Source organism: Flavobacterium segetis (assembly GCF_900129575.1).
GTDB lineage: Bacteria > Bacteroidota > Bacteroidia > Flavobacteriales > Flavobacteriaceae > Flavobacterium > Flavobacterium segetis.
In genome coordinates this window covers 361419-381200 of record NZ_FQWE01000002.1, presented here as the reverse complement: position 1 = coordinate 381200, position 19782 = coordinate 361419, and the positions used below count along the sequence as shown (strand labels likewise).

Annotated in this window: 15 protein-coding genes; 7 read left to right on the top strand and 8 right to left on the bottom strand. The window is 32.7% G+C overall.

The features are described from left to right. The first annotated feature begins 4 nt into the window (after nt 1–4). The gene (locus BUA99_RS03910; protein WP_072988504.1) at nt 5–2620 is read left to right on the top strand and encodes a TonB-dependent receptor; all 2616 of its coding nucleotides are present in this window, start codon (nt 5–7) and stop codon (nt 2618–2620) included. 272 nt (nt 2621–2892) lie between these two features. Here the strand turns inward: BUA99_RS03910 and BUA99_RS03905 are convergent, their stop codons facing one another. The 5 genes from BUA99_RS03905 to BUA99_RS03885 form a co-directional block, all read right to left on the bottom strand. After that, the gene (locus BUA99_RS03905) at nt 2893–6063 is read right to left on the bottom strand and encodes an efflux RND transporter permease subunit (RefSeq protein ID WP_072988502.1); all 3171 of its coding nucleotides are present in this window, start codon (nt 6061–6063) and stop codon (nt 2893–2895) included. Nucleotides 6064–6154: 91 nt separating this feature from the next. Then, nucleotides 6155–7222 carry an efflux RND transporter periplasmic adaptor subunit gene (locus BUA99_RS03900; protein ID WP_072988499.1) on the bottom strand — a complete coding sequence of 356 codons (1068 nt, stop codon included), beginning with the start codon at nt 7220–7222 and terminating at the stop codon, nt 6155–6157. Between the two features lie 4 nt (nt 7223–7226). Further along, nucleotides 7227–8567, bottom strand: coding sequence for a TolC family protein (locus BUA99_RS03895; protein WP_072988496.1), 1341 nt, complete (start codon nt 8565–8567; stop codon nt 7227–7229). Then, complete coding sequence (locus tag BUA99_RS03890; protein WP_072988494.1) at nt 8567–9163, bottom strand: TetR/AcrR family transcriptional regulator; 597 nt, start codon at nt 9161–9163, stop codon at nt 8567–8569. The genes BUA99_RS03895 and BUA99_RS03890 overlap by 1 nt, the downstream gene beginning before the upstream one ends. 143 nt (nt 9164–9306) lie before the next feature. Further along, a complete protein-coding gene (locus BUA99_RS03885) occupies nt 9307–9828 on the bottom strand; it encodes a YceI family protein (RefSeq protein WP_072988491.1) in 522 nt (173 codons plus the stop codon). Nucleotides 9829–10078: 250 nt separating this feature from the next. Here BUA99_RS03885 and BUA99_RS03880 point away from each other — a divergent pair, with 250 nt between their 5' ends. Next, nucleotides 10079–11053, top strand: a complete 975-nt coding sequence (locus BUA99_RS03880; protein WP_072988488.1) for a polyprenyl synthetase family protein — start codon at nt 10079–10081, stop codon at nt 11051–11053. A 26-nt stretch (nt 11054–11079) separates the two neighbouring features. After that, entirely contained in the window at nt 11080–11433 is a 354-nt protein-coding gene (locus BUA99_RS03875; RefSeq protein ID WP_072988486.1) for a hypothetical protein, read from the top strand. A 47-nt stretch (nt 11434–11480) separates the two neighbouring features. Here BUA99_RS03875 and BUA99_RS03870 read toward each other — a convergent pair whose 3' ends face one another. Then, entirely contained in the window at nt 11481–12023 is a 543-nt protein-coding gene (locus BUA99_RS03870; protein WP_072988483.1) for a hypothetical protein, read from the bottom strand. Between the two features lie 119 nt (nt 12024–12142). Between BUA99_RS03870 and BUA99_RS03865 the strand changes: the two genes are divergently transcribed. From BUA99_RS03865 to odhB, 4 genes are read left to right on the top strand one after another with little or no spacing between them, the layout of a single operon-like run. Further along, on the top strand, nt 12143–14917 hold the full coding sequence (locus tag BUA99_RS03865) for a 2-oxoglutarate dehydrogenase E1 component (protein WP_072988480.1): 2775 nt from the start codon (nt 12143–12145) through the stop codon (nt 14915–14917). Beyond that, nucleotides 14917–15150: a DUF4160 domain-containing protein gene (locus BUA99_RS03860; RefSeq protein WP_072988477.1), complete on the top strand. Its 234-nt coding sequence runs from the start codon at nt 14917–14919 to the stop codon at nt 15148–15150. Before BUA99_RS03865 ends, BUA99_RS03860 begins: the two co-directional genes overlap by 1 nt. Further along, nucleotides 15131–15367, top strand: a complete 237-nt coding sequence (locus BUA99_RS03855; protein WP_072988475.1) for a DUF2442 domain-containing protein — start codon at nt 15131–15133, stop codon at nt 15365–15367. The genes BUA99_RS03860 and BUA99_RS03855 overlap by 20 nt, the downstream gene beginning before the upstream one ends. A gap of 27 nt (nt 15368–15394) precedes the next feature. Continuing rightward, a complete protein-coding gene (odhB, locus tag BUA99_RS03850; protein WP_072988472.1) occupies nt 15395–16630 on the top strand; it encodes a 2-oxoglutarate dehydrogenase complex dihydrolipoyllysine-residue succinyltransferase in 1236 nt (411 codons plus the stop codon). Between the two features lie 70 nt (nt 16631–16700). On the opposite strand, the gene BUA99_RS03845 is transcribed toward odhB, so the two are convergent. Together BUA99_RS03845 and BUA99_RS03840 are read right to left on the bottom strand one after the other, a co-directional pair. After that, nucleotides 16701–17141, bottom strand: a complete 441-nt coding sequence (locus BUA99_RS03845; RefSeq protein WP_072988470.1) for a retropepsin-like aspartic protease — start codon at nt 17139–17141, stop codon at nt 16701–16703. Continuing rightward, complete coding sequence (locus BUA99_RS03840) at nt 17138–19768, bottom strand: CHAT domain-containing protein (protein WP_072988755.1); 2631 nt, start codon at nt 19766–19768, stop codon at nt 17138–17140. The genes BUA99_RS03845 and BUA99_RS03840 overlap by 4 nt, the downstream gene beginning before the upstream one ends. Nucleotides 19769–19782: the final 14 nt, after the last annotated feature.

The following is a 19782-nucleotide window of genomic DNA, read 5'->3' as shown; positions in this document are numbered from 1 at the left end:
GTAGATGCAAAAATTAATTGTATTTTTTTTATTGTTCTTTTCGTTATCTACTCAGGCTCAGGAATTCATCATCAAAGGGAAAATTATAGATCTTGAAAACAGAGGTATTCAAAATGCCTCTGTTTCTTTAATTAATGAAAATGGTGATTACCTTGAATATGATTTCACAGATGAAAACGGTAACTATTCGATAGCATTTCAAAACCCTAAAAGTTTGACCATTACCATTGAGATCTCTTGTTTAGGCTATGGTAAAATATCTAAAATAGTTAGTAACTCAAGCCAAAGTGAAAATTTCATTTTGGAAAAAAAAGCGCAGATTTTACAAGAAGTGATTATTGAAAGCAGCAAAAAAGTTAGAGTTGAGCAAGACACCACTACAATAAAAGTAGCAAGCTTTGGAAATAAAACAGAGCAAACTATTGAGGATGTCTTAAAAAAAATTCCGGGAATCGTGGTTTTAAAGGATGGTACAATAAAGGCACATGGCGTATCAATTGATAAATTACTCGTAGAAGGTGAGGATATGTTTGATAAAAATTATAAACTTTTATCAAAAAATTTAGATGCTAAAGTTTTAGAGTCCATTCAAATCATTGATAATTTTGAGGATAATCCAATATTAAAAAAACTGAATAAGTCTGAGAAAGTTGCTTTAAACCTAAAACTAGTCAAAGGAAAGAAAAATATATGGTTTGGTAATGTTACCTTGGGAAGCGGTGTAGTATCTGAAAATCGGTGGAAAGAAAGTCTAAACTTAGGATTGATAAGAAAAAAAATCAAACTCTTTTATCTAGCGGATTATAACAATCTTGGAGAAAAGGCAACCGATATTGTAGCCACAGATATACATGAAAGCAATATCTTCAGTGAAGATCGTTTGGAATTCAAAGCCAAATCATTATTTCAAATTAATAATAATGAAGTGGCACTTTTTAGTAAAACTCAAAGTGTTTTCAATAATGCATTTCTAAACACTTTAAGTTTTGCAACAAAAAGAAAAGATAATTTATCCTTGCGGGGAGTTGTTTACCTTGCGCAGGACAGACAAAATCAAAACTCATTTTCAGAAACAAGGTACAATTTAGAAGATAATCCAATATCATTTACCGTAAACAATTTTTACAACAATCGTAAAACTGTTGCTTCAACTGAAATAGAACTCAAATACTATCCAAACGATAAAAATTACGTTACTAATTTATTTATTTATAAAATTAATCCAAATGTTACAAATAGCGATTTATTCTTCAATTTGGATGAAATAAATCAGTTGTTAAAAAATAAGAATTATACTTTTTATAATCATTTTAATCACACGCTACAACTATCAGAAAATAAAATTTTGAATAGCTATGTCTATTTTGGTAATGATGAAATTAGAGAAAATGTAAACGTTCTGTCGCCTTTGCTCAATGATTTTCTTAATGTAAGCGCCAGGGATGTTATAAGGCAAAGAGCGCATAACAACTTATTTTACATTGGTGATAAAACGAAACTTCTAACAAAATTTTCAAATATTGATGTTACAAATAGTGTTCAATTTGAATTTTCAAAAGAGGAATTTAATAATAGTTTTGTGGTCAACACCCATAGTTTTCCCAATTATGAAAATTTTTCTAATTTAAAACAACTCAAATTTCTTTTTGATAACGCCATACGTTATAACTTTTCTAAAAAAATAGATTTTACAGCACTTGTAAGTCTACAATATATAAACTTTGAGAGTAATAATGTAACAAGTAGTATCTTTCTTGTAAACCCAACACTATCATTAAATATTAAAAAAACTGGTTTTGGTAATTTTAAATTATCGTACTCAGAAAATAACACTTTGCCCGAAATAAATCAACTCACTACTAATTTTCAGCTTATCGATTATCGTAGTTTTGCTAAAGGTACACGATATGAAAATCCACTTAAAAATACAGTTGCCACTTTAAATTATTCCATTTATCTGGACGAAAAAAGGTTTTCAGTCAACTCGGCTCTGTCTTACATCAAGTCTAAATCGATCCTTAATACCGAGAGTATAATTACAAATGATTTTAATTTTAGTAATTTGAGGCAAACACTTGGCGGGGATAATTATAATTTCAGTTTTAGTTTTGTAAACTATGTGCGCAAACTTAAATTAGCTTCTAAAATTGAAAATATCCAAAACTGGAATTCAAGCCCCGTTAACGTCAATGCAACTGAATTTACAAATTCAGAAAATTACTCCAATAAAATAAAATATTCAGTAACCTCTTATTTTAAAAAAGCAATAAATTTTGATAGTGGTTTTTCGTATAACTACACCCAGTCAGTATTTGAAAATATTAAAACGACTAACGTTACCAAAGATATTTTTTTAGATGTAAATTATACTATTTCAAAAACAATTTTAGCTGAATGCAACAGTGCAATCTATTTTATAAATCAGCAAAATTATTCGTTCAACAACATCATTATCAATTACAATCCAGTAGAAAGTAAGTTTTCTTACCGTCTTGTTTTTAACAATATTTTAAACGAAAATAAATTCACTTTAATAACTTTAAACAATTTTACCTTCTATCAATCAACTGTTGAACTTGTTCCACGATATCTACTTTGCGCCGTTAAATATCGATTTTGACACATGATTCACTTTTCTTTAATCAACACCCCATAATTCAAGCTAGTTATACTAAATAACAGGATTCTTTGTTAAAAATAAATTGCATCACATTTACAATTTGAATAAAAATCGCATTTTCCAGCTAAGTCTACGAAGAGATGTATTAGCGAGGAATTCTTCTGATATTTTGCAACAACTTAGTGGTATTTCATCAAACTCAATTTTACAAGCATAAAAAAAACGACCTGCTCACAGCAATGAACAGGTCGCTTTTTATTTGTAAAAAGGAATTAATGTTTTGGTGTAAAACCATCTTCGCTTAGTTCTCGGTGCTCATAATCAGCAATCATTTCTGATTCATAATCTGTTTTTTCACCTTTAGAGAATTTGGCAATAATTTTTTCCATGATTTCATATATCACAGGAACAATGATAAGCGTTAGGAATAATGAGGAGATCAATCCACCAATAATTACCCAAGCTAATCCGTTTTTCCATTCCGCTCCAGCTCCTGATGCTAATGCAATAGGTACCATTCCAAAAACCATTGCAATTGTAGTCATCAAAATAGGACGTAACCTTGCGTGATTCGCTTGGATCAATGCTGTTCTAATTGTTTCACCAGCTTTACGTCGTTGATTCGTATAATCTACAAGCATAATTGCGTTTTTACATACCAGACCTATCAGCATGATGATTCCAAGAATAGTAAAAATATTCAATGTATTATTGGTCAAAGCCAAAGCTAACATCGCTCCAATGAACGAAAGCGGAATCGCAAATAATACCACAAATGGATGCACAAAGCTGTCATATAACGAAACCATTACTAAATACACCAAGATAATAGCAGCTAATAAAGCAACTCCCAGTGTTCCAAAACCTTCGGATTGATTTTCTTGATCACCACCATAAATGTAATTTACACCAGTTGGTTTATTCAATTTATCAAGCTTTTCTTGCCAGATTCCAACAATCGTTCCCGAAGCAACACCTACATTTTGACCTTTTACCGTCACCGATGCTGATTTGTCTCTTCGCTCTAAATTACTTGGTCCTGAACCTTCTGTAACAGTAGCAAATTGATTTAGTTTTATTTGTTGGCCTACATCGTTTATAAAAATTAAATTACTAACGTCAGTAATGCTTTTCCTATCGAATGCGTTGTATTTTATATTAATGTCATATTCATATTCTCCAGCTCTATAACGTCCATCAGTGTTTCCGCTAAACGCTGTTTGCATAGTCATACCCACAGTTTGTAAACTCAAGCCAAGTGCTGCCATTTTATCCCTGTCAACTCTTACGTTTACTTCTGGATTTCCATCTTCAACTGATAATTCTATTTCAGTTGCTCCAGCAATCGTGCGAAGTTCTTTTTCAGCTGCTTTTGCGAAACTCATTGCACTTTCCACATCTGGACCTGTAACAATTAAATTTAATGTTGCATCCTCAGCAGTACCTAAAATACCAACAGGAACTGTTTTAACTTTAGCACCTACTAATAGTTTTTCAAGCTTACGTTTCGTTTTTGCGGCATATACATTTGCAGGTTCACTACGCTTGTCTAATCCAACCATTTTCACGTTGATTTCTGCTTTGTAAGCAGTAGCTTGTGATGCACCTAGACCACCACTTGATTGTCCTACAGTTGTAATTTGACTAAAAACATACTCTTCCTTTCCTAAAAATGCCTCAGCTTTTTGAGTCATAAAATTGGTTTGTTCCAATGAAGCGTCTTTTGGCATTTCAATTTGAACTAAGAACTCACCACTATCTGATGCAGCAAAGAATTCTCCTCCAATAAAACCTCCGCCTAACAATCCGATTGTTGAACTAAAAAATAATACTAAAACCACTAAAATAGTTTTGATATAATGATCTAAACACCAGTTCAATAAATTAGATATCCAATTAGTAAAACGAGTTAGGTAACTTTCGAATCCAAGAATAATTCTTCCAAAAAGATTTTTACCTTCTATGTGCTCTAATTTTCCATATCTAGACGATAACCACGGAATAATAGTAAACGAAGCTAGTAATGATAACAATGTAGAAATGATTACTGTAACACAAAATTGAGTAATAATGTTTGAAACTAAACCAGTACTCAAAGCTATTGGTAAAAACACTACCACGATAACTAAAGTAATAGAAACTACTGTTCCTCCAATTTCGGCTGTTCCGTCATAAGCAGCACGAACTCGGTTTTTACCCATTTCCATGTGCCTATATATATTTTCTAATACCACAATAGCATCATCCACTAGTATACCTACAACAAGAGATAAACCTAATAAACTCATTAAATTCAAGGTATAGCCCATTAAGTAGATCCCTATGAAAGTTGCGATTAATGAAGCTGGAATCGTAACCATTACAATCAATGAGTTTCTTATACTATGCAAGAAAAACAACATTACTAGTGCCACTAAAAGCACTGCAATAAGTAAATCATGTACAACGGCGTCAGCTGCCATTAAAGTAAAAACAGTGCTGTCCTTTGCCACTTCTAGTTTTAAACCATCGGTTTTATAATCTGCCTCTAATTTGCTAATTGTTTTAATTACTTCCTCACTTACAGCAACGGCATTAGCATCAGATTGTTTAATGATTTGTAAAATAATGGCACTTTTCTGGTTGATACGAGCTACTTTTTCAGTAATTTTTTGCGTATCCTGAACGTCTGCAATATCATCAAGACGCACTTGTATTCCGTTTTTTGAAGATACAATTAGGTTTCTTAATTCATCAACGCTTTTATATTTTCCAGCTAATCGTATTAAAATCTTTTGTTCTCGTGTTTGAATATTTCCTGTTGGAAAATCCAAGTTAGAGGATAAAATATTTTGCTGCACTTGTGGAATAGAAAGTCCGTAAGCTTGCATTTTAGCGGCATCAAGATTTACCTGGATTTCTCTTTCTTGCCCTCCAATGATATTGATTTGCGCAACACCCTGAACCCTAGAAAGAACTGGTGTTAACTTTTTATCTACTAAATCGTAGAAAGCAATTTCATCCATATTTCCATTGGCACCAAGAGTCATAATTGGTAAATCGCTCAAAGAGAATTTAGTCAATGAAGGAGTATCGGCATCATCTGGCAAATCATTTATGATAGCGTTTATTTTGCGCTGTGCATCATTCATAGAAATATTTACATCAGCGGTTGATGTCAATGTGATTGAAACCGTAGATAAACTTTCATACGATTTTGAATCTATTTTTTTAATATTTTCTAAGGAAGCGATTGCATCTTCAATTTTTTTAGTAACCGTATTTTCAACTTCACTTGGCGATGCTCCAGGATAAATTGTGGCAACTGTAATTACGTTTGTCTCAAATTTTGGAATCAATTCGTAACCCAAATTACTGTAACTGAACAGTCCACCAAGTGTTAATATTGTAAATAATACAATAATTAACGACGGACGTTTTATGGATATTTCTGCTAATTTCATATTTTTAATTTAAAAGAGTGATTAGTGATCAGTGAATAGCAAGTAGTAAAAAGTTTTTGGCTAAAAAACGACTCGATAGTCACTAAGTACTTTATTTTATAATTTCCACTTTAGTACCGTCTTGCAGGTTGATTTGTCCGGTAACGATTACGTTTTCGCCATCATTTAACCCATCAAGAATTTCTACTTTATCACCTATAACTCTACCAGCAGTTACATTTTTAAGTTTTGCTGTTCCGTTTTCAATTACAAAAACTTGATTGCTACTTACACTTCCTACAAATGCATTTCTAGGAACAATTTTAAGAGATCGTTTTTGTTGATTTGATGCAAATTCTGCAGTACCATACATTCCTGCTTTTAAAGCAGCAGCAGCATTATTTGAAATTTCAATTTCTACAGGGAAATTTAAACGCTCATCAGCTTTAGCAGCAATAAATGTAATTTTACCCGAAAATTTTTCATCAGGATAAACACTTGCTGTTACATTTATTTTACTTCCCACTTTTAAACTTGCAACTTGGCTTTCAGTAACGTTGACCTTTAATTTTAATTTAGAAACATTGACAATATCAAATAATTGTGTTGCTGGTGTAGCTGAAATTATTGAACCTATTTCTATGTACTTAGCATTAATATAACCACTTATTGGCGCTTTTATTCTAGTGTCGCCCACGTTGATGTTAGCTTGAGTCAATTGTGATTTAGCATTTACCATAGCTAGTTTAGCTTGATCTAATTGTTGTTTAGTAACACCGCCAGTTTTAAACGCATTTTCAAAGCGGCTGTGGTCATTTACAGCGTTTTGATAAACCGCATTTGCATTTTGAGCATTAACATTAATTACATCACTTCGCACAACGGCTACCGTTTGACCAACAGATACGTAGTCTCCTTCTTTTACAAGAATATTTGTAATTTTACCAGACTTTTCAGCAGAAAATTTCAATTCTTGTACCGGTTCAAAATTTCCGTTGGAAACAAAATCTAAAGTAATTTCTTGAGTTTTAACTGTGTCAATTCTAACAGAAACGGTTGCGTTTTTCTCTGCTACAACTGCTATTTTAGCTTCATTTTCTTTTTTGTTATTCGTTAAAACAAATGCTATAGCTCCTAATGAAACTAAAATGATTATAGTGGTTATGATAATTTTCTTCATGTTCTTAATTATTTAGTAATGATTTTAATTCTCCTTTGGATTTGATTAATTGAATTTCTGCTAGTTTATAATCTAATAATGCGGTGGTATAATTATTTTGCGCCTCAGTCAATGAGTTTTCAGCATCTAATAAATCAGTCAAAGGTGCTAATCCTTGTACATAATTATTTCGAGTATTATCTAAAACTTCTTTAGCAAGTTGCGCGTTTTCTTTTTGACTTTGAATAGTAATCAAACTATTATCGATTTGCGTTTTAGCATTGGCAAAAGCCAAGTCAAGTGATAACTTAGTATCATCAAGATTTGCCTTGATAGTTCTCAAATTTACATCTGCTTGGCGCACTTTAGATCGAGTACTAAAACCTGTAAAAATGGGAACTCTCAAATTTAATCCTATAGCAGAGAAGTCAGACCAGTATACGCCATCTATGGGCTTGGCGCCGATTGGCATTTTTGGACCTTGTCCTATATAATTGTATCCTGCTGTTAAAGACAGCGTGGGATAATAGCCAGCTTCAATTGATTTTTTTTGGAATATTAAAAGTTCTTCTTGTTTTTTCAACAATAAAAATTCAGTTCTGCTAGCCGTGTTTGGTACTTCTGTCAATGATTGTAAACTGACTTCAAATTCTTTTTGAGGAATCTCAATTTGCGTCTCGATAGGCATTCCCATATAAAATTTCAACGCATTTTCCTGAATTTGAACAGCATTCAGCACTTGCTGACGCATTGTGTTGATGTTAGAAAGCTTAACTAATATGCGATCTAGATCAATTTTTTTAGCCAAACCATTGTCAAACTGACCTTTTATAATGTCTTTTACTTTAGTAGTATTTTTATAAGTGCTATCAATAACAGTTAGTTTTTGACGTTGTACGAAAACCTGATAATAATTATTAGCAACACGCTCAATAACTTGCTCCTCGGTCAATTGCTCATTTATTTGATAAAACTCTCTTGTTGATTTAGCCGCTTTCAAACCTGTAAAAACAGATTGATCAAAGAGGGCCTGAGTTAGTGAAACTCCTGCTGTTGAAATCCATGGTTGTCCAAAAGCTGCTTGAATTATGGTTCCTGGTTGTCCAAAACCTGCTCCATCAATTACTGTTGTTTGGATTACAGGATTGTAGGTCAAATTACCATTTGCCGTAATTTGTGGTAATGCTCTGGAACGCACTTCTTGAATTTGATATTCGCTATTCTCTACTTGTAGTTTTGCTTTTTTAGCATCGGCTTTATTCTCTAAAGCGTAATTAATCGCTTCTTTAAGTGTGAGCGATTTTACTTCTTGCGCATTGGCTACAAGCCCAAAAGTCATAATTGTTAGTAAAATTATTCTCTTCATTATATAGTGTAGTTTAGTAATTGATTTTCTAATTCAGTAATTCCTGCTGGAGTAGCCATCGCTCTGGTGTGGTATTCTAATACTTCAAGTTCAATTTGTTGGCCTTCTTTTTCAGAACTTATATTTTCTTTGATGGTAAAAACGAGATGGTAATAAAACTGAACGTAGTTTTTCACATTTATTTTTTCTCGGTACAAACCTTGTTGAATTCCCTTTTTAATATTTCTTTCAAATGTGGTGTTGCACTCGTTAATTTCACGTGCCATAACAGTTTCATATATTTCCGGGTAATGTTTTTTTAATTGAAAAATAGGAGAGTTGTCTATGGCTTTAAACATCTCTTTGAACATTTTCCTGATTTCAAAATTTTCTTCAATGGCGTTGTATTCTTTTGATATTATGGTGTCAATGATTTCATGTATTTCCTTATGTACTGTTGCGGTGCTTTCTTCAATAAGAAGTTCTTTGTTACAAAAATACTTATAAATCGTTTTTTTAGAAATGCACATTTCACCTGCAATATCATCCATGGTTACGCTCTTAAAACCTAGTTTTAAAAACATCTCACTTGCTTTAGATATGATTTTTTCTTTCATTTAGTAACCTGAATAAATTCAGTATCTTTTAAATTAGTTAAAAACAGTTATAAAATTATGGTGCAAATGTATAACGGAAACTTTAGAAACTAAAATAGTTTCCATTTATTTTTGCTTTATTTAACATTTAGACAATAGCAACATTACACTACAAATTCCAAATTAGCAATTAGTCTAATATCTTTACCTAGCGCATATCCACCTGTTTGACGAAAGGTGTTGTAGTTTAGACCAAAATCTTTTCTGTTGATTTTACCAGTTATCTCAAATGCGGCTTTCTTATTTCCATTATATTCGTTTATACCAATAAATTCTGCGTCAAGCTCTACAACTTTAGTCACATTCTTGATCGTTAAATTGCCTTTTAAAAAATTGATATTCTTATTTATTTTTTCAAATGACGTAGACTTAAATTGTATGGTAGGATATTGATTGACGTCAAATAAACTATTCATTTTAAAGTGAGTACTCACTTGCTTCAATTTTGCATCTTTACTGTTTACGTCAAGCGAAAATTCAATTGAAGCATCTTCGATCTGATTGTCTTCAATGTCTATATGACCATCGAACTTATTGATGTTGCCTGCTATGTAAGCAATAATCGAATGTTTCGTTTTAATAAGCACATCACTTTGGCTGGAATCAATTTTCCATTTAGTTATCATAATCGGGAGAGTATATTGTACATAAAATTAAATTTTTTAAATGTTAAGAAATATCAGAATTTTAAATGTTAAAATTTTGTGCAAATGTATAATGGAAACTTTGAATACCAAAACAGTTTCCAATGTATTTGCTTTTTTTTAACATTTGTAAAAGTTTGAATTTTAAGTTTATTGAGTTTCTTTGCAATGAATAAGTTAAAAGCAACTTTTTTTTAACTTTTTTTGAGTTTTAACATTAAACAAAACCGCAATGCATAGCATTTATCAATATCAAAATTTTCTTTCGGACTATTTGCAATCGCAATATGAAACTAAGGAACCACGTAATTTATACGAGCCTATTCATTACATTTTAGATCTTGGTGGTAAAAGAATTCGTCCTGTGCTTACTTTAATGACCGCTGAAATTTTTAATGCTGACTATAAAAAGGCACTTCCTGCTGCACTTGCTATCGAGGTTTTTCATAATTTCTCGCTTGTTCACGATGATATTATGGATGATGCGCCATTGCGCAGAGGAAATGCTACGGTTCATGAAAAATGGGATTTGAACACAGGAATTTTATCTGGTGATGCAATGCTAATTCTAGCATATCAATATTTTGAGCAATATGAGCCTGCTGTTTTTAGAGACTTGGCAAAATTATTTAGCAAAACAGCACTTGAAGTGTGTGAGGGTCAACAATGGGATGTGGATTTTGAACAAAGAGATGACGTCACTATTGCTGAATATTTAAAAATGATTCAGTACAAAACTGCCGTTCTTGTTGCCGCAGCCATGAAAATGGGTGCAATTATTGCCGGAACTTCTATAGAAGATGCCAATTTAATTTATGATTTTGGACTCAATTTAGGTTTAGCTTTTCAATTACAAGATGATTATTTAGATGCTTTTGGAAATCCTGAAACCTTCGGGAAGCAAGTTGGCGGCGACATAATAGAAAACAAAAAAACCTATCTATATCTTAAAGCAATGGCTTTCTCAAATCCTGATGATGCAATAGAATTAAATCGTTTATTTTCTATACATCCTGAGGATAGTTCAGAGAAAATTGAAATTGTGAAAGCACTATTTAATAGTTCAGGTGCTTCTAAAGCTACGCAAGACGCGATTCACGATTTTACTTTTAAGGCTTTTCAAACCTTAGAAAAAATAAATATTAGTGATGAAAAGAAGGAAATTCTAAAAGATTTTGGTGAAAGATTGATGGGAAGAAAAGTGTAATGTGTAAATCTGAAATTTAAAATATCATGTATTTAGCTCCTATCAACACTGATTTACTTTTATCAGAGGCTGAAAAAGAAAGTTTATATCTTAAATTAGTTGAACAATTGAACAAAGATTTTAATTTGGCTAATGAGTCTATTGATTTAGTATTAACTATTACTCCAAATGAACTTAAAAGTCAATTGCATGAAAAAGTGTACCGTCTCATTCAATACAAATTTGCTGAGTATCTTAATTTGCTCTACATAATTGACGTGTCTGAAGAAGAAATAAAAAAACTAGATGGCTCGGATTTAATTATTCTTGCGGAACAAGTTGCTTTTTTAATCTTAAAAAGAGAATGGCAAAAAGTTTGGTTTAGAAATAAATACAAATAGAAATTTTACTAAGAAGAACGATGCTTATTAGATAACATAACAATTTTCTAAAAATAAACTCTTACAAAAGGCATGAATGCACTCCCGTAAATACTATTTCTATCACTCAAAATATTGTAGCGAGCCCCAACAGTGGCATATCCTGATCGATATCCTGCGCCAATGAAAAGCGCTGTATTCCAGAAGTTTTGGGAATTGCTCCTAGTCCCATCTAAATTAACATTGACTCTTAACTGCTCTAACTCAGCTGAAATTTGGATTTCTTGTATAGGATTCAGCAAACCAATGATGCTTGCTCCATATAAATGGGAGGCATAAAAATCTTTTTGCTTCAAATATTTATACTGAGCACCTAATCCTAATGCAACATATTGATTGAAATTATATATTGCGCTAGGAGCTAGTGAAATGTCAGTGTATCCAGAGCCGAAACCTAATCCAATTCCGCCTCCAAATTGTACTTTTTCCCAGAAATCGTTTTGTGAATTTGCCTGCTTATTATTTTGCTGTGCAAATAAGCAAGTAGAATAAAATAAGCTTATCACTATGAAATAAGTTGGGGACACTCTTAAATGCTTGTAGTTTCTCATGGTATTTAGATTTTTAACAATATTGAAGGTAAAAGTATCTTAAATTGAAGTATAAATTTATTGTATTATTGTACTTTTGCCAAACTATTTTAACAAAAAAAGTATATTCACTAAATATTATGGATAGGTTTTCATTTTTAAACGCAGCACACACAGAATTTTTTGCTCAATTATATGATCAATACTTAGAGAATCCAGATAGCGTTGAGCCAAGCTGGAGGAGTTTTTTTCAAGGTTTTGACTTTGGAATGACCACTTACAATGACGAAAATCCAGTAGAGCAAATTGCTAATTTTGCTTCAAATAATACGGATTGTAGTTTAGTATCGGATAAACTTCAAAAAGAATTTAATGTTTTGAAATTAATCGATGGGTATCGTACTCGTGGTCATTTGTTTACTAAAACAAATCCTGTAAGAGAAAGACGCGCCTCATCACCTACACTTGAAATCACAAACTTTGGACTTTCAACAGCAGACTTAAATACGGTTTTTGATGCGGCAAAAGTAATGAACTTAAAGCCTTGTACGCTTCAAGAAATTCTAAGTCATTTAGATAATATATATTGTCAGCATATAGGTGTCGAATATATGTATATTCGTAATCCAGAAGTAATTGAATGGATCCAGAATAAGTTAGGAGTCAATGATAATCAACCTAGATTCTCTGCTGATGAAAAGAAAGCGATACTCAATAAATTAAATCAGGCAGTTTCTTTTGAAAACTTTTTGCACACAAAATATGTAGGACAAAAACGATTCTCTCTTGAAGGTGGCGAATCAATTATTCCAGCTTTAGACGCTTTAATAGAAAAAGCAGCTGAGAAAGGAGTAGAGCAATTTGTAATGGGAATGGCACATCGTGGCCGTTTGAATGTTCTAGCTAATATTTTCAATAAATCAACTCAAGATATTTTTGGTGAATTTGACGGTAAAGATTACGATCAGGAATATTTTGATGGTGATGTAAAATACCACTTAGGGCTTACTGCCGATAAGACTACTAGCTCAGGCAAAAAAATCAATATTAACTTGGCTCCAAATCCTTCGCACTTGGAAACTGTAGGTGCTGTTATTGAAGGAATTACAAGAGCAAAACAAGATAAATATTTCCCTAATGATTTCTCAAAAGTACTACCGATAGCTGTACATGGTGATGCGGCAATTGCGGGTCAAGGAATTTTATATGAAATTGTGCAAATGGCGCAACTTGAAGGATATAAAACAGGTGGAACAATTCATATTGTGATAAATAATCAAGTTGGTTTTACCACCAATTATATGGATGCGCGCTCTTCTAAATATTGCACTGATGTTGCCAAAGTTACCCTTTCGCCAGTACTACACGTAAATGCTGATGATGCGGAGGCTGTGGTACACGCGATGTCATTTGCTTTAGATTTCAGAATGCAATTTGGACGTGATGTATTTATAGATTTATTAGGATACAGAAAATACGGACATAATGAAGGTGATGAACCACGTTTTACTCAGCCTGTGCTTTATAAATTGATTGCCAAGCATGAAAATCCAAGAGATATCTATACTGATAAATTACTTGCGGAGGGCGTTATAGACTCTACATATATTAAAGGTTTAGAGAAGGAGTACAAATCTAAGTTAGAGGTGAATCTTGAAGAATCTCGTAAAAAAGATTTAACCATTATAACTCCATTTATGCAAAATGAATGGCAGGGTTTTGCACGAGTTTCGAATGATAAAATGCTTGAAAAAGTAGATACCTCATATACAAAAGATGGTCTAACTGATGTTGCAAATGCAGTTTGTAACTTGCCTTCAGATAAAAAATTCATCAATAAAATCCAAAAACTAATCAACGATAGAAAAACTATGTTTTTCGAAAATAATGCATTAGATTGGGGAATGGCCGAGCATTTAGCCTACGGGTCACTGTTGCAGGAAGGATACGATGTTCGTATTTCCGGACAAGATGTAGAGAGAGGAACTTTTTCTCACAGACATGCTATTGTAAAGGTAGAAGATTCAGAGGAGGAAGTTACGCTAATAAACAAACTAGAAGGTAAAAAGGGGAAATTTAATATTTATAATTCTTTGTTATCTGAGTATGCAGTTTTAGGTTTTGATTATGGGTATGCATTAGCAAATCCAAATGCCTTGACCATTTGGGAAGCGCAATTTGGAGATTTCTCTAATGGAGCTCAAATAATGATAGATCAATATATTTCATGTGCAGAGGATAAATGGAACAACCAGAATGGGATCGTTTTATTGCTGCCTCATGGATATGAAGGTCAAGGAGCAGAGCATTCGTCAGCTAGGATGGAAAGGTATTTACAACTTTGTGCTAGGCATAATATGTATATTGCTGATTGTACAACGCCGGCCAACTTTTTTCACTTGTTGAGAAGACAAATGAAAACTACGTTCCGTAAACCACTTGTGGTGTTTACGCCAAAGAGTTTATTGCGTGATCCAAGATGTGTTTCGCCAATTGAAGATTTCACACAGGGAACTTTTCAAGAAACATTTGATGATGAAACTGTGAACAAAACGGAGGTAAAAACACTGGTTTTTTGTACTGGTAAATTCTATTATGACATTACTGCTGAGAGAGAACTTAATGGTCGAACTGATGTTGCTGTAGTGCGAATCGAGCAATTATTTCCGTTGCCAGTAGAGCAGTTAAAAGAGATTATTGCAAGATATCCAAACGCTGATGATTATGTTTGGGCACAAGAAGAGCCTAAAAATATGGGAGCTTACAGCTTCATGTTAATGAATTTTGATTTAGTCAAATGGCGATTAGCTTCGTTAAAAGCTTATGCAGCGCCAGCAGCAGGAAGTTATACAAGAGCTAAGCGTCGTCATGCTGATGCGATTCGAATGGTATTTGATAAAAATTTATTTAGATAATGCCAACGGTATTAGTGATTGATGGATTTCGATTTTTCTTTTACAGCAATGAGCATATGCCAAAGCATATTCTTATTGAGAAAGCAGAAAAGACGGCTAAATTTAAGTTGGAAAATGTAGAATTAGTGAAATCTTCTGGATTTAACTCTACTCAATTAAAAACAATGCGTAATTTAGTAGAAGTGAATCAAGAACTTTTAATACAAAGATGGGATGAGTTTTTCAGTAATTAGTAAATCAAAAAATGCAGTAGACATTGTTTTTTCTGAAAACAAAATGATTGTTTTCTTAGAAGATGGTCGTGAGCTCGCAGTTCCTTTAGAATGGTTTCCTAGGTTGAGAAAAGCAACGAAAGAGCAGCTTAAAAAATGGAGATTCATCGGCAAAGGAGAAGGCATTCATTGGGAAGAGATTGACGAAGATGTTTCGATTGAGAATTTATTAAAATAAAATAACACACAAATAAAATTATAAAACATGATTTTAGAAATGAAAGTCCCATCACCAGGGGAATCAATCAAAGAAGTTGAAATTGCAACTTGGTTAGTAAAAGATGGAGATTATGTAGAGAAAGACCAAGCGATTGCTGAGGTTGATTCAGACAAAGCTACACTTGAATTGCCAGCTGAAGCTAGTGGAATCATTACATTAAAAGCAGAGGAAGGCGATGCTGTGGCAGTAGGAGCAGTGGTTTGTCATATTGATACCGATGGAGCAAAACCATCGGGTGATGCACCCGCAGCTGATAAAGCGGCAGAAACAGCAAAAGTAGAAGAGAAAGTTGAGGTTAAAGCTGAAGCGCCAAAAGCGGCTCCAGCGCCAGCAACAACTTATGCTTCGGGGACTCCATCTCCTGCGGCAAGAAAAATATTAGACGAGAAAAATATTGCACCAACTTCTATTTCAGGAACTGGAAAGGCAGGAAGAATTACTAAAGAAGATGCAGTGAATGCTGTCCCTTCAATGGGGACTCCTACAGGTGGATCTCGTGGATCTGAAAGAACGAAATTGTCAATGTTACGTCGTAAAGTAGCCGAAAGATTAGTGGCTGCTAAAAACGAAACAGCAATGTTAACTACTTTTAATGAAGTAAACATGACGCCAATCAATATGATTCGTAATGAATATAAAGATGCGTTTAAAGCAAGACATAACGGAGTAGGTTTGGGGTATATGTCTTTCTTTACCAAGGCTGTTACAAGAGCTTTACAATTGTATCCAGATGTAAACTCAATGATGGATGGCGATCATAAGATTGCTTTTGATTTTTGCGATATTTCAATTGCGGTTTCAGGACCAAAAGGACTTATGGTTCCTGTAGTTCGTAATGCCGAGAATTTAACGTTCCGTGGTGTTGAAGCTGATATCAAAAGATTAGCAATAAAAGCACGTGACGGACAAATAACTGTTGATGATATGACAGGTGGAACTTTTACCATCACTAACGGTGGTGTATTTGGTTCAATGTTATCTACACCTATTATTAATCCTCCACAATCAGGAATCTTGGGAATGCACAACATTATTGAGCGTCCTATTGCTGTAAATGGTAAAGTAGAAATTCATCCTATGATGTACGTAGCACTTTCTTATGACCACAGAATTATTGATGGTCGTGAGTCTGTTGGTTTCTTAGTAGCGGTGAAAGAAGCATTAGAAAATCCAATGGAATTATTATTAGATAACAATCCTAAAAAGGCATTTGAATTGTAAGAAATAAAGTTTCAAAATATAAATCCCATTTGACAATTAGTTAAATGGGATTTTTTTGTTGCTAAATTTATCACTTTAATAAATATAGGCAATGATTGTAATAATCAATAATGGCCTTTCCTTTCATCAAAATATCGGCACCGATAATCCCGTGAACTGGTTTGGCTTTGTGCTGCACTAACGCCTCGTTAATATGGGATAAATCAAATATGACTAATTCAAATTCTGAATCTTTCCAGCTGCCTAATTGAAGGTAATTCCCATCTGAAGTTTGAGTCAGCATTCCTGTTGCACCGGCACCAGAAGCTTTAGTTTTTGAGCTTTTAGCATTTAATAAAAACAGCGAAATACTTTCAAATCCTACACAACTATTAGATGCGCCAGTGTCTAAAATAAAATTCCCTTTAACACCATTAATACTTACTTTAATAAGTAAATGCTGGGTTTTAGAAACTTTAAATCTTATTTTTTTGTAATTTCCCTTTTTCAGGAAGTCAGGAAGGGTTTTCATTTTCTAGTTCTTATATAAATCAAAAATAAGCTAATAAGCATTAATAATCCCGTGGAATAATAGATATAATTTGGAGAAATTTTTTCCTTTTCAACACTTCCATAATATACAAAAGCACTCCAATAATAGGGAGATTTCTTAGCATTTGAAACCGTTGCGCTTTTTAAATAATCTCGCTTTGCATTTGCATTAGCTTCAAGATAGGATTGATTTTTTTTAATGTTGGTGTAAAATAAATCCATAAATATTGATGTGGTATAATCGTTCACTTTCCACAATGAAAACAGTAAGTTTTGTGCTCCTGCAAATTGAAATCCTCTTGCAATACTCATGGCTCCTTCTGATTTAAAGAGTTTACCAATACCAGTTTCGCAAGCACTCAGAACCACTAACTCAGGATGAATGTTCAAGTTATACAATTCAGTATATAGAATTTCCTGATCATAAAATCTAATACTTGCTGGCGTTTGGATATCTCCTGAAGAGGCATGAGTGGAAAGATGCAGAATAGAATATTTATTGGCGTTTTTCTTAAAATTTTCAAAAGTCGCATTCGTATTTTCAAAATAGTTTCCTTTAAATTTTTCTCGAATGGATTGTAGTTCCTCTTTAGAAAAATTCAACGCGTAAGTAGTGTTTTCAAAAATAGGAAACATACCTAAAACTGTTTGTTCAGGCTGTTTTTTGCTCTCTTTGCTAGACATATAGAAATGAGCGGAATTTTGATAGCCAACATTAAAATCATTCAAAAAATAATTCATTTTGGCAAAATTCGTGGTAGCGCTTGCTTTCGTAATCAGGGCTTCAAATGGTAAAAAATTCAATAAACCGTCTGGAATAACTATTAGGTTTTTATGAGATTTACTCTTGGGAAGACTTAGTAATTGATACGCTATAGTACTACGCTGATTGTATTCTTTTGGCGAATTTGCAATGCTATTCGCATCATTAAAAAAATCTAAAAATTGTATAATTTTTGCCGAATTGTATGAATTATTGCGGAAAGAATTTAAGTATATTTTTTTATCCATAATGGTAAAAGAGTACATTTTTTCTACGCCTGAAAAATATTGAATCAGTACAGCATTGTCTTCCTTAAGTTTATTATACAAGTCATTTAAGTTGATGTTTTGTATTGATTTACTTGGTGTTTTTATGTCGATTTGCTTAAGTTGCAACATCAATTCATTTTGCTTGCTTATAGCTTCGTTAATTTTGTTGATACTTGCTAATTCACCTTTTTGTTGCTCTTTTAAAATTATAATATTTTCATTTTGTAGCTGAGTTAAAATCTGCTTTTCAATTCTAGATTGTTTTTTCGATTGAATTAAACCTTGCTTTAAAACTGCTGACTTTGTCTGTTCAGATAGTAAAAAAGCATTTTCTAAATGGGCGGTATTTTTATCTTTTTTATATAAATCCTCATAAATAGCGATACATTTTTCGGTGCGATTTCGATTTCTGATTTGGTTTATAATCTTCGAATTTTCAGATAGTAGTGAAGATTGAAATATATCTTCGATGAAAAAAGAAAGTTTATAGCTTTCTATTGCCTTTTGGGGTTTGTTCTGCGCTTTATAAATTGCCGCTTGTAAATCGATTGCGTCCAGTAAAAGGGTTTCAGCGTAGAGTGATTTTTCACTTGGTAAGAGTGTTATTTCGTTAGAGTAGGATGGAATTAATAGTAGGAAAATTTCTTTAATTAAAGTTGTAGCTTCTTCAAAATTTTCTTTCTTAAAAAGAATAATAGCTTCATCAAAATTAAATTGTGCTTTAGTTCGTGAGTTTTTCTTGCTTGTCTTTCTAAACTCACTTTTAGCTTTTTCAAAATACTGTAAAGCGAGCTCTGTTTCATTTTTCTCGAGTTTTAATTTTGATAAATTGCGATATGTATTGGCTAAGGCTTCGCTTTGTGTATTATCTTGTACTAATAAAAGGACAGCTTTTAAATAAGCTTTTTCAGCATTTTCAAAAGCATTAGGAATCATTTTGTTGGGTGTGGTATGAAGAAAATAATTAGAACCTAAATTATTGTATAAATTTCCCTTTTGAAGGTTTGTTAATTTTTGTGATTTAATGGTTTTCTCTAATAAATCAATCGCCTCGTTTATTCTTCCGGTATTTTGATACACGTTTGATAAATTTAGAACAGCAGCGTATTGCTGCTGCTGATTTTTAGTTTCAGTAGCGATGTAGTAATACTGTTTAATAGTGTTTTCTGCATTGTCAAAATCACCAACAATTGCATATAAATTTCCTAACGGTATTAAGCAAAACTCAATTATGTCATAGTTTTTAAGTTGATTTTTTTGATAGGTTTGCCACGCTTTTTCGTAGCTAGATATTGCTTTGCTTGTTGTGTTGAATAAGGTCTCATAATACCCTTTGTTGCAATTTAAAATGACAAGCGCCAGTAGTTCGTTTTTATCATTTGATTTTCGAATAACGGTTGTAATATCTCGATCAAATTTTTCTAATTTAAGTAGATTTGATGGATTAGGATTTGCAACAAAACGATCAACTTCAAAGTATATTTTATCTTTATTTGATGGTAATTTCTGAGCTGTAATGACAAAAGAAATAATGAGTAAAAATGAGGTAAAAATATTTTTACTATAGTTTTTCATTGCGACAAAGTTAG